Origin of the sequence: Okeania sp. SIO3I5 (assembly GCF_010672085.1) — a bacterium.
In the GTDB taxonomy this organism is placed as follows: domain Bacteria; phylum Cyanobacteriota; class Cyanobacteriia; order Cyanobacteriales; family Microcoleaceae; genus Trichodesmium.
In genome coordinates, this window is the sequence record NZ_JAAHHT010000068.1 from 26,331 (window position 1) to 39,832 (window position 13,502).

The 13,502-nt window shown below is 36.9% G+C and carries 7 protein-coding genes; 3 read left to right on the plus strand and 4 right to left on the minus strand.

Annotated elements, in window-relative coordinates:
* Positions 1–587 precede the first annotated feature (587 nt).
* Complete coding sequence (locus tag F6K40_RS17035; RefSeq protein WP_293137867.1) at positions 588–1,838, minus strand: HhoA/HhoB/HtrA family serine endopeptidase; 1,251 nt, start codon at positions 1,836–1,838, stop codon at positions 588–590.
* 2,827 nt (positions 1,839–4,665) lie between these two features.
* Complete coding sequence (gene pdhA / locus F6K40_RS17040; protein WP_293137869.1) at positions 4,666–5,697, minus strand: pyruvate dehydrogenase (acetyl-transferring) E1 component subunit alpha; 1,032 nt, start codon at positions 5,695–5,697, stop codon at positions 4,666–4,668.
* Between the two features lie 821 nt (positions 5,698–6,518).
* Here pdhA and F6K40_RS17045 point away from each other — a divergent pair.
* From F6K40_RS17045 to F6K40_RS17055, 3 genes are all read left to right on the plus strand, one after another.
* Positions 6,519–6,794, plus strand: a complete 276-nt coding sequence (locus tag F6K40_RS17045) for a hypothetical protein (protein WP_293137871.1) — start codon at positions 6,519–6,521, stop codon at positions 6,792–6,794.
* Positions 6,795–7,106: 312 nt separating this feature from the next.
* Positions 7,107–8,480 (plus strand): RNA-guided endonuclease InsQ/TnpB family protein, encoded by a 1,374-nt coding sequence (locus F6K40_RS17050; RefSeq protein WP_293137873.1) that lies wholly within the window; start codon positions 7,107–7,109, stop codon positions 8,478–8,480.
* A 207-nt stretch (positions 8,481–8,687) separates the two neighbouring features.
* Positions 8,688–11,057 carry an IMS domain-containing protein gene (locus F6K40_RS17055; RefSeq protein WP_293137875.1) on the plus strand — a complete coding sequence of 790 codons (2,370 nt, stop codon included), beginning with the start codon at positions 8,688–8,690 and terminating at the stop codon, positions 11,055–11,057.
* 950 nt (positions 11,058–12,007) lie between these two features.
* Here the strand turns inward: F6K40_RS17055 and bchI are convergent.
* Entirely contained in the window at positions 12,008–13,114 is a 1,107-nt protein-coding gene (gene bchI, locus F6K40_RS17060) for a magnesium chelatase ATPase subunit I (RefSeq protein ID WP_375340578.1), read from the minus strand.
* A gap of 130 nt (positions 13,115–13,244) precedes the next feature.
* The coding region (locus tag F6K40_RS17065) for a zinc ribbon domain-containing protein (protein WP_293137877.1) at positions 13,245–13,502 on the minus strand (258 nt) is incomplete at its 5' end.

The window sequence follows — 13,502 nt, forward strand, 5'->3', positions numbered from 1 at the left end:
AGCAGACTGAGAAATGCTATATATAATATAGTATCCAAGTCCAACTTACGAATGAGAGATTTTTCAGCTCTCAAAACTATTTATCTAAGACGTTATAGTTTTGATTCTGTGCAAAAAGCACTTCCCCATTTCTCTAGACTATAATTTCTAACTTATCAACCTAAATCTGACTCTAGTCAATTTACCTCAGCAGACTGAGAAATGCTATATATAATATAGTATCCAAGTCCAACTTACGAATGAGAGATTTTTCAGCTCTCAAAACTATTTATCTAAGACGTTATAGTTTTGATTCGTGACAAACAGCACTTCTCAATTTCTCCGGACTATAGTTTCTAACGTGCGAGCCTAAATCTGACTCAAGTCAATTTACCTTAGCAGACTGAGAAATGCCATATCTATACTATCTTTGTCCAACTCACGAATAAAAGATTTTTCAGCTCTCAAAACTATTTATCTAAGACGTTATAGTTTTGATTCGTGACAAAAATCACTTCCCAATTTCTCCAAGCTATAGTTTTTCAACTAACTGCCCGAGTATAACCCAACTCAATTTACTTCAATAGATTGAGAAATACTATATATATCTATCCTCTCAATCGAGATGGTAAATTTCCAGTTCGTACCTGAAAATTCAAATTTTGACCATTCCGATTAATTTCTAACTCCAACAAACTACCTACTGTTTTATTCTGAACAATTTGTTGTACATTTTCAGATTCACTAATAGTTTGATTATCAATTTTTTGAATTATATCCCCTGGCTTTAAACCACCTCTATCGGCAGGAGAACCAGGAACAACTTGCATCACCAATACCCCTTTGTCAGTGAACAACCGAATATTTGTATTGAAATTTCGATTAAGTTCTTGCTTAAGTTCCGGTGTCAAAGTCTGCATAGCAATACCTAAATAAGCGTGTTCTGCCTTACCTACCTTAATTAATTGTTCACCAATTTGTTGAGCATTATTAATAGGAATTGCAAATCCTAAACCTTGAGCACCATCAATAATAGCTGTATTAATGCCAATTACCTCACCATTTTGATTCAACAGAGGGCCACCAGAATTACCAGGATTAATCGCAGCATCCGTTTGAATAAATCCTACCCGCTTATCCGGGACACCCACATCATTACTAGAACGACCTGTTGCACTAATTATACCCACTGTAACAGAATTATCTAGACCTAGGGGGTTGCCAATAGCGATCGCCCATTCTCCAGGTTGCAAATTATTTGAATCTCCTAGAGAAACAGTAGGAAGATTATCAGCATCGATTTTAATTACTGCTACATCAGTTACAGAATCTGTGCCCAAAACTCTACCCTGAAGACGACGTCCATCCTTAAGGACAACCTCTACAGTAGTTGAACCCTCCACAACGTGAGCATTTGTAAGAATATTACCATCAGAACTGATAATAAAACCAGAACCAGTTCCCTGTTCAACTGGACCATTACGTGACCTAGGTGATTCAAAACCATAGAAATCTTCTGGTATTCCTCTGTCAAACATATTAGGTCTTTGGCTAAAGCTTCGAGAAGCATTAATCCTGACCACTGCCGGGCCGACTTTTTGGACTGCATCTACAATAAAGTTGCTATTGGAAATAGGAGCTCTAACTGGCAACCAACTTGACCTTTCCGAGTTAGAAGTACCATCAGTTTTGCTAGAGGATGAAGTAACTGATAATTGAGTAAGTTGGCTTGAGTTTTCTGGTGAGCTACTTATCTGGAATATCAGTCGCTCGCTTAATAATGCTCCGACTGCTCCAGCTAGTAGTAATAAATAAGTTAAAGGTTGTTTCCAAAATACCTTACCTGTTGTATTTTTCATTGTTATTTATCTGTAATTAGTTAGTCTGTCAAGAATTAATACTCAGAGTTTGGTTTCCTCATGGAGAGGTTTTCTTTAAATTTTCCTACAACATCTATTTAGTCTATTACTTAGAGCATAGTAAAAAATAAATTATCCGATTTGTGGACTTGACTTACTTGTTTTACTTTCCCCGATTCTTTATATCTAATTCCAAAGGGATATGTTTAATTTGGAAGTTTCTTACTGTCTACTCCTGAATATTTATGGAAATTTGGATTTAGCTTATATTATGTAAGCATTTAGCTATTAGCATTCGGCTTTCAGCTTTTCCTAAAGAATGCGGAACCAACAGCTTTTGTAAAGAATCAAGCAACTCTAAAGTTAGCTAATAAATTTTATTCTTATATGGTTCTTTAGAAGCTAATTCCTTCTTGGGTGTGATAATGAGTTAATAATTTAGCTGATAGCTTACTGTATTATGGCGAGCGACTAAATTTAATACTCCTCGGAAATGATGTCCGGCGATCAAGAATTACTGATTTTACCCTAATGCTTAGTGTTTCAGAGTCATTGAAATTCAGTCTTCAGTTTTTTCCTTTATATACTTAACTTTTGGAGAGTTAATTTTCACTGTACATAGTAATCACAATATTAAGTTACATATCTGAATCTGGGATATCTTGGGCTTGAGTATATTTACAATTCCTAAAAAATTTATCCGGTTGTTTTAAGGAAATCAAGTTGATACTATTTTTTTCATAAATTCAGGATTTATTTAGTGTTCATGCTAATTTATCAAAAAAACTATGATTGTTTAAAATTTGCTTGATTTGATATTGATTTTTGCCTTGAATATTTACTTGATTTTTTTTGTGGTTAGTAAGTGTAATTAAATGTAAGCTTTCCTAAGCAAAAAGGAAATTACTTTACCTAGTGCCACCTAAAAAAACAATCATAGTAACTGGAAGTTTCCTAAAGAAATTATCTCCAAACTTCCCTGGCAATGACCTAACCTATAAGTTTATATTTTTTTAGCAATATACCATATATTTATCTTGTTTAATTTATGATTTATTTTTAGCTGAAAAATTTATTTGATTTATTAAAAATTTTTGTATTCAATACAGCGTTAAACATCTTCAATAATTAATAGTTAATAATTAATAATTACCTCTTATTATAAAGAAGAGGATTAGCTAAAAGGAATTTTTTTTCTTCTCTTGGTTGATTGGATATGGCGTTTAGCTAGCGCAAAACTGCGTTAACGCGGAGCGACATGTAACGCGTAGCTTCCCGGAGGGAAAGGAGACCCGCTCTTTCACAGCCCCGAACGCTTTTCATGTCGCGCAGCGAAATGCTATCGCAAACAACCGCTTTTTTCTCCATGAATGGGGAGGCTTTATACCTTATATTTTCCGGTAATTACTAATAAAAATTTGATTGAATAAAATTTTTTTTCTGATTATTATAAACTTTAATTATTGCTCTGCTGATTAAATCTAAAAGCATTCAAAAATAAAGATTTTAGCTTTTTTAACTATTGAAAAAGTACAAGGTTTTCCTTAATCAAGAGCTGCATAAAGTGAGGATGAAACGGTTGACTATTAGCTGAAAAATCAAGAGATAATTCTGACTTCTGCCTTCTCGCTCATTCCCCATTCCTCCTGTCTCGAGTCTCGAGTCTCCTGACTCCTACTCTTACTCATAATACTTTTTCAGCAAACCCTAATTATCCTAATAACTGTCACTATTGCTAAACCACTATTTAAACCAATTGTGTATAAAATCTCCACTTAATAAAGTCAGATAGGATAGCCTTCAGATTGGCGATGTACAGAAATTGTTTTTGCAGCATAAATTTTGAGCAACTTTCCCAAAACATTTCATCTTAAAATGCACGGTTTTATACCCAATTATTTTGATAATTTAGACAAAAGGAAATAAAAGTATATAAATATTTTTTATGTAAGCTTTCAGCTATTAGCAGTCAGCAAGATAGTAATAATACTCTACTTTTAAGGAAGGAGTTTAAATGAATATAGACTTTAACAACTTTTGTAATAAAATTTAATTCTGACTCAATTAATATAGCTTTGAAGCTACACCAATAGCAATAGCTGAATTGCGCAATTTCGACCCAAGGAAGCTAGCTAATAGCTGACGGCTGAATGCTTACTTTTTTATCGTGAAAAAATGCAAGAGTTTTTGTCAAATTTCCAGAAACTTTTATAACTTATTAACTTTAAAATACTTGAGATGAAAGTTGTAAATTATGAGCTTTATTAGATAAATATTCTGAATTTTTTACTGTACAACACTTAGTTTTTCATTAATCAACATTCTGTTTTATTTAAGTCCTACTAAGAGACTGTTTGTAAAATAGACATCTCCGAAAATTCAAAATCAAATAAATTCTCCCATTTGAAATTATCTATTCTTTCTTCCAGTTAAGAGTTAAGTGTTCCCTGTTCCCTCTTTTCCGGAGATGTCTAATAAGTATTAAGAGAGCATCACTTGTGATGTGAATCTAAAAGCGGTAATAATTCAAGAGATTGAAAGAAGGTAGATAAAGAAGTATTCAGTACATATATTCCGAGACTTTTTAAGCGACAAATATTTATGTTGATTTCTTCATCCTTATTCCCTATTCCCTATTGCGTATTCCCTGTTAAGTATTCCCTGTTAAGTGTTCCCTATCTCGTTTTTATATTTTCTGATACATTCAATCTCTAATATATTCAGGGTTTCCACATTTAATAAAGTCTTTTTGACTCAATTAATGAAAAACCCAGTTGCTTAATTTTGACAGAAAGCTTAATTACAATTAAATCGACAATTTAACTAATTAATCCTCAGCAAAAATATACCGATAAAGTTCATCTGACCCTGGTTCTGGACTATTTGTACCAAACTCAACAGCTTCAGTAATTAACTCCTCAATCTTTTGATCGATTGCTTTTAACTCTGCAACATCTACCAAATTATTTTCTGTTAAATAAGTTGTAAATTGTTTAATAGGGTCACGAGAAAACCAATATTCCTTTTCTTCTTTATCTCGTAATTCATCAGGGTCTGCCAAAGAATGGCCTCGGAAACGATAAGTCAAAGCTTCAATTAAAGTTGGTCCTTCGCCAGCACGAGCCCGAGCAACAGCCTCTTGAGCAGCAGAATGTACCGCTAATACATCCATACCATCAACTTCTACACCAACCATTCCAAAAGCATGAGCTTTTTTGTAAATCTCAGGTTCAGAAGTAGCACGTTCGTGAGCCATACCAATTGCCCACTTATTATTTTCTACTACATAAATAATTGGTAGTTTCCACAATGTAGCCATATTTAGACATTCAAAAAACTGGCCGTTATTGCAAGCTCCATCTCCAAAGAAACAAGCTGTCACTTGGTCAGCATTTTCATTTCCCATAGTTTCCCGACGATATTTACTCTGAAAAGCTGCCCCAGTCGCGACAGGAATACCCTCAGCGACAAAAGCATAACCCCCCAATAAATTATGTCTAGCAGAGAACATATGCATTGAACCACCACGACCTTTAGAACAACCTGTGGCTTTACCAAATAATTCAGCCATTACTTCCCGTGCAGGTACACCAGCACTTAGAGCATGAACATGGTCTCTATAAGTGCTACAAACAAAATCTTCATCTTGGCGCATAGCTTTAATCACACCGGAAGAAACTGCTTCTTGTCCATTGTAAAGATGAACAAAGCCAAACATTTTACCTCGGTAATACATTTCAGCACACTTATCTTCAAACAAGCGCCCTAAAACCATATCTTCATATAGCATTAATCCTTCTTCTTTAGTTATTTTTATACTGTTAGTATCAAAATTAGGTACAGTACGTTCTTGGATCATTTTATGTGTCCTAAGCTAGTATAATTAAGTGATAAATTTTGTGTTGTACAGAATAATGTTAAGCAAAAGTCTCTAATGATTTTGTAATTAGTAACTTCTGAGAAAAACTCGTTAGAACCTAAAAACAAACCACTTTAGTCTTTGAATGAAAAGCGATTGGGTGATTTTAGTCGCCGTGGCTGTTAAATACTTTAACAAAAAATACCTTGCTTTCCTTTGATATCTCCTAAGATTATTATTCTATGATAGTTAACATAAAGAAAACAAAGATGGTAAAGTCTAGCCATGATAATTTATGAGTTTAAAATCAAAACCAAAAAAGTTCAATATAGGTCAATAAATGAGGCTATTCGCACATCTCAATTTATCTACAATAACTGCCTACCCTACTCAATGGATAATAAAGGTATGAGCAAGTAGACTTTAACAAATATTACACTAGACTGGCTAAAGAATTTGCTAAAGTATACAAATATTGATCGACTAGAACTTTGTCCTCATAGTGGCTACGTGGAAGATAGAGACATTAAATATAGCCAAGAATATCCGAACAAAACCCTTCGCGAAACAGGTTCACCTCTAATGGGAGATTTGTCCTCTGGCTTGATTAGTTTCGACCTATCAAGTGAATGCTAGTCGTTGAACCAAGAATCTGCCTTCCTCTAACACCTATCCATTAGTCACATTTAACGAAAGACTTATGTGAGTAAAGTTTATGGTTTAGCATGGGCAGTGTCACATGGGAATAGTATTGTAAAGTTTTATTAATTTTATAGAACAACATAGGAAAACAACTAAAAATATCTTAGACTGACAAAGGATTGCAGAACAGCTCGTTAAATCTTTACAGGAGGGATAATAAGGCTTGCTTAGTAGGAATCAAAGTCTTTCTTAATGAAGAAAGTTATACTTCAATTGCTAGCTTTTTAGACTTGGACGAGTTACCAGTTGATCAAAAGGGTGTCAAACACGGAGAAGCGTGGGGTTTACGAGTGAAAAGAGGACTTGATAAAGCAACAAAAATGGTGTCAAATACAATGAGTCATGTCAATGTTCGTTTAAACACCGATATGAAAAGTAGTCTCAAACGCTTTTAGCAATGGGATAGAGGGTGTTGTAGTTCACCCCGTTAAGATAACACTTAATTAAAACTAAGTCAAGGAATATTTTTCTATAGATTTAGTAACTATATTAGAGCAAACAAATTTTACTAGCTTTTAACTTCCCCCGCGGGAAGTCCCGCGCTCTCCATCCCCCCTAACCCCCCTTGGAAAGGGGGGATGGGAGCGTCGTATGGGAGAGCCGGGCTAGGGTGTGCAGTTTTCATGTCTGTCCTGTTTGCTATAGCTATTGACAATTTCTAACACAACCATTACAATAACTACTGAAAAATCCTGGTAGATTCTGCCTTGCTACTGAAATATAAGTACAAACTCAAACCTCATAAAAGCCAAACGGTAATTATAGCTAATTGGTTGGAATTAGCCCGACGGCAATATAATTACCGTTTGGCGGAAAGGTTAAACTGGTTTGAAGCCACGCGCACACCAGTAAATGCTTGTCCTCTCAATGTTTCAGTAGTACCAGTAGAAAGAATTTACCAAAACGTTCCAGAGTTTAGGATACAAACCCGCGATGGTAGAAAAAAAGACAGCAATGGTCATCCGATAACCAAGAAAGGGGATAAGCATCCAAACATCATTAATGGGTATGTTGTTTGGGAGACTGTGCAACTAGCAGATTTAGCACAGACTAAAAAACTTTTCCCTGGGTATAAGTCTATGCACTCTCAGGTATTGCAAGATGTTATCCAAAGAGTACAAACAACAATGGATAACTTTACTAAACCAGATCAAAACGGTAAAACCAGTGGTAGACCTAAATTCAAGGGAAAACATTATTATAACTCTTTCAGCTATCCCCAGTTATCAAACACTAATATTGTCAAAAATGCTAACGGTCGGTATTGTGTCAATTTACCAAAAATTGGCTTAGTCCCTTTAGTATTCAATCGCCCAATACCAATAGGATTCAAGGTTAAGACAGGGACACTCATCCGTGAAGCAGACGGATGGTATGTTAGCTTCACCATAGAAGATAAAAGTGTACCTTTGAGGCGTGGAGAAATTCAGCCCACCAAGGAAAACTCAAAGGGTATTGATTTAGGGTTGTTGCACTATGTTGTTACCAGTGATGGAGAATTTATTGGAGTCCCGAAGTTTTTCAGGTTCTATGAGCATCGGTTGTCTAAACTTCAGGGGAGATTAGCTAAAAAACACAAACATTCAAAGAGTTGGAAAATTCTCAAACGTAAAATAGCTAAACTGCATCAATTAATAGCTAGACAACGTTGGGATTGGCAATTCAAACTAGCTTATCACTTGTTTAGTAATGTAAGTGTGATTTTTGTAGAAGACCTGCAAATAGCTTCTTTAGTCAGACGTTGCAAAGCTAAATTAGGTGACAATGGTCAATTCCTACCTAACGGCCAATCAGCAAAATCAGGATTGAATAAGTCTTTGCAAGATGCAGCGTTTGGTCAGTTTGTTCAGATTTTAGAATATGTTGGCTGGAAACTTGGCAAAAAAATTATCAAAGTAGATCCAAAAGGTACATCTCAGCATTGTTGGGAGTGCCTAAATAGAGTTTCTAAAAGCTTGTCGGAACGTTTCGCTGCGCGACATGAAAGGCATTCATGCCCTGAATGTGGCCAAGAATTAGATAGAGACTATAACTCACCCACCCCTCTAGCTCCCCTCCCGGGAGGGGATGGGGGTGGGTAGGATTATTATCAACACAGAAGGAGGACATCACTTCTGTTAAAACTGCGGTCAGGGAAACCCAGGCTGAAGAATCCCACGCTCTCGCGTAGGGGAGCGTAGGGAGTATGTCAACAAAGTAATGTTGTAAGGTAATAAAGAAAATCTCTGCTGAAGAGCAAGAAACAAACAATATTATTAATTAGTAACTCGCCTTTGAGGAAATGCACTGTGCGGATTCCACTAGATTATTACCGAATTTTAGGTTTACCAATTCAGGCTACTGCGGAACAGTTAAGGCAGGCACATCGAGACCGCACTCAGCAGTTTCCTAGAAGGGAGTATTCTGAGGCAACAATAGTTGCTCGTAAACAGCTAATAGATGAAGCTTATACTGTTCTTTCAGATCCTGAACAACGCCAAACCTACGATGGTAGCTTTTTAGCTAAAACTTATGATCCTGAAGTAAAAGAACTAATTACAAGTTCTGAGATAAATCTTGATCAAGTAGAGGAAAAAGAAACAAGACTTCAGGAAACAGGAGAAGTTATTCCAAAAATTGCTTCTAGGCGATTAGGAAAAAGAATCGGCTCTCAAAACAGAGAGACTCAAGTTAACTCTGAGTTTGACCTTAATACTCCTAGGATAGAAATAGAAGATCCACAGTTTGTGGGAGCAATCCTGATTTTACAGGAGCTAGGAGAATATGAACTGGTATTAAAACTTACTCATCCTTATCTTACTAATAATAGTATTGCTATCAAAGATGGACGTTTTGGCGACCCAGCATTAGTTCTGTCAGATATTGTCCTTACAGTTGCTCTAGCAAATTTAGAATTGGGCAGAGAGCAATGGCAACAAGGACAATATGAAAGTGCAGCTACAGCTTTAGAAGCAGGCCAGGGATTATTGCTGCGAGAAAACCTATTTGTTCAAGTACGAGGAGAGATACAAGCTGACCTTTATAAGCTACGTCCTTATAGAGTAATGGAGCTAATAGCACTACCAGAGGAAATAGCTCTAAACCGTCGCCGTGGACTAGAAATTCTTCAAGATATGCTCAATGAACGGGGAGGAATTGATGGTCAAGGTGAAGATAGTTCTGGACTGGGGGTAGAGGATTTTCTGAAGTTTGTTCAGCAGCTACGTCAATACTTAACTACAGCAGAGCAAAAGAAATTATTTGAGGCTGAAGCTCATCGTCCTTCGGCAGTTGGTACATATCTAGCAGTTTATACTTTTTTAGCTCAAGGGTTTGCCCAAAAACAACCAGCCTTGATTCGTAAGGCTAAGTTGATGTTAATGCAATTGGGTCGGAGTCAAGATGTAAATTTAGAGAAATCTGTTTGTGCTTTACTTTTAGGACAAACTGAAGAGGCGGGTCGTTCCTTAGAACTTAGCCATGAAAATGAACCTCTATCTTTTATTAAAGAAAATTCTCAAGAATCTCCAGATTTATTACCAGGTCTATGTCTTTATACCGAACATTGGTTGACAGAGGAGGTGTTTCCGCATTTCCGCGATTTGTCTGACAAGTCAGCTTCTTTGAAAGACTATTTTGCAGATCAGCACGTTATAGCTTATCTAGAAGCTTTACCAAAAGAAGCAGAAGCAGCTAATCAATGGGTAGTTGTTCAACCTCGTCGCGATCGCGATACAAAACAAATGTTTGACCCAAAGGAACTGGACCAATCAACCTTATCAGATTTAGAGCGTATAGAAGGTATTTCTGGTGTGGGTACTACTGCTACTACTACTGTTGCTGCTGCAAGTAAAGGAAGTTCTAATCTACTAGGAGTTAGTTCTGATGGTTCGCTTCAAGAATTACAAAAATCATCATCTACTAGAGGTCTGTCAAAACAAGTAACTACTTCAAGTTCTAGTCACTATTCAAGAAGAGTTAGGGAAAGGAGTAGAAGTAGTTTACCTGAATTTAATGAAAGTATGTCGGTGGGGAGTGAAGAATTACCCCAATCGATCCTAGAGCATAGTTCACGCAGAACTTCAGCGAGAAGAGAACCTGTCAAGTTTGGTCGTTTAATATTAATTGCAATTGTAGGATTGTTGGCAATAGGATTTATTGGGTTGTTAACAACTAAAACTATTGGCTGGTTAGTAAATGCTTTAGGTAAGACAAGAGAACAACCTATGGTACAATTGGATAGACCTCCAATAGAAATTCCAGAACCTAATCGGGTTAGCCTTGCAGTATCAGGACCGATCAATAAAGAAGTAGCACGACTAGCAATTCAAAGTTGGTTAGATATTAAGACTTCTGCTCTTGGTCCTAATCATCAAGTTGAACAATTACCAAATATTCTAGTAGAGCCAGCACTTTCTCGTTGGTTGCCTACAGCTAATGCTTTGAAGCGAGAAAAGTCTTACCGGAAGTATGAGCATAATTTAGAGATAAAGGATGTAAAGATGAGTAATACAGATGCTAATCAAGCTCAAGTAGATGCTCAAGTTAGAGAAAAGGTGGAATTTTATGACAATGCTGGTAGATTGACTAATTCTGACAATGAAAACTTACTTGTTCGTTATAATTTAGTTCGTCGGAATCAAAAATGGCAAATTAGTAACTGGAAGATACTTAGATAATTTTAACTAGCTATTAGTTTGAGTGTATATTGAGGATTTGCTCGAAACTAATTGCTCCGATTAGGATAATCATTTGACAATGAGGATAGGGTGCAACACCTTATACTCTTTCTTCAGATGGGGATATACCATCAAAAATCATGGCAGCTATATGAGATATGATGAAAACTTTGTATTTATCATTAGTATTGATAGATTAATCGCTTTCACGAAAGTAAAAAGAAAAATTGATCAATATAAACACTTTAACTGACAACAATTTTATAGTAAATGGGTATAAAAAGCAGTAAATAGCCATAGCCATATTTTAACAACTAAATTTCTGTTTTCTCAGCAGGACTATGCTGAAGATTAATATGAAATCCAGTTAAACAGTTATCCGCAGCAACCGAAGGGAAACAATCTCGCGCCACATGAGATTACTTCCTTCCACGGAGTGTAAGTCGCAATGAAGAATGCAGTAACTAATTACCCAGATTCTATATAACTGCTAATAGCTCTATTGACATACTCCCGACGTTGCCCTTACGGGAAAACGCGGGTTCTTCAGTCTGGGAAACCCTGACCGCTGTTTAGACAGAGGTGATGTCCTCCCCCTGTTTTGACTTTTACAATAACAAAATGCTCCTAGCTTGTGTCTTGGGCATATGAACGTTTAGCTTATGAAGGTATCCGAATCCGGGCCCAGGCTTTCATCCCGACGCTCCCCTCGCTTTCCAAGGGGGGTTAGGGGGGATGGAGAGCGCGGGACTTCCCGCCAGGAAAGTTAAAAGATTTAGTATTTTTAATTCTCTGAAAAATCACCCATAATTTAATCAAATTAGGAGAAGGACTGATACGAGTTTTTCATAATTGCTTAATAGCTAATTTTTTACCTCGAAAAACCGGCTTTTATCAATCTGCTTCTCCCTCAAAAATCCAACTACAATTAAAGAAGATAAATTATGAAATTATGCTTCTACTTCTGCCAACCCAAAGACTCGATTAAATACCTTTTTCACCTTATCACCAGAGTCAATACTTTCCAAAGGATCTTTTCTTAATCGATGCCGTAAACACATAACAATAACACGACCAATATCCTCAACACTAACTTCCGTATTACCTTCAAAAGCAGCTAAAGCTTTTGCGGCACGATTAGTAACAATATCCCCCCGTAAACCATCAACATCTAACTCAGAACAAACTTGAGAAATTTTGACTCGTAAATCATTGTCAACTTCCACAGATTTCAACTTTTGTTGAGCATCTACAAGCTTATTTTGTAACTCTTCCTGTTGTGATTTGTACTTATCTAAAAATCCTGGAGAATTTTGGTCAAAAGCAGAACGTTGTTCAACAATTTCAACTCTTAATAAAGGCTCTTTTACAGTTCTAATTTCGGCGTGCATTCCAAATCTATCCAATAACTGAGGTCTTAACTCCCCTTCCTCCGGGTTGCCCGAACCCACTAGCACAAAACGAGCAGGATGACGTATAGAAATACCCTCTCTTTCCACAGTATTCCAACCACTGGCCGCCGAGTCAAGCAACACATCAACCAAGTGGTCATCCAAAAGGTTTACCTCATCAACATACAAAATGCCACGGTTAGCCTTCGCTAGCAACCCTGGTTCAAAAGCCTTTACCCCTTCCGATAAAGCTTTTTCAATATCAATAGTGCCACAGACCCGATCCTCCGTAGCCCCCAATGGTAAATCCACCATTTGGACTTTTTTTGTGAAAACCGGAATTTTTTCCTGCTGTGCTAATCTATCTCGCACAGAATCACTCATTAAATCTGGGTCATAAGGATCGCTATTAAAAGGGTCATCAACAACAATTTCAATTTCTGGCAATAGGTCAGCTAAAGCACGGATAGTGGTAGATTTACCTGTACCCCGATCGCCCATAATCATTACTCCCCCTATTTTGGGGTCAATTACATTTAATAGTAAGGCCAATTTCATTTCTTCCTGACCGACAATGGCAGTGAAAGGAAAAACAGCTCTACTTTTCTGGACTGCTGATTTAACAGATGTATTTACCGTGTTATTGGCTTGAAGGGTTGGACTCACAGTAGACTCTAAATTATATAATTACTAATTTTTGTCTCAACGTTGGTTGAAAAGACGTACAAATGTGACATCCTCCCGAGGCCGACCTGACGGTACGGCGCGGGCTTCCAAACCTCACAGTTTGGCATTCCTAGTTTTTCTCCCTACGAGGTTTCGCCTCTGACCTAGACGGAGTTGCCTCCGTCCCCGGCAGACCGACTGCATAGGCATTTTCTATTCCCCAGAGTCCCTGGGTACTCAATTTTTCTAGACCACGCAATTTGATTACTTCTGATGCTGCATGATCTCTGTCTGTCTCGTATCCACATTCACTACATCTATGTCTCCGTTCCGAGAGTTCTTTCTTTCCCGTATGTGTTCCACATTTAGGACAAGTTTGAGATGTTCC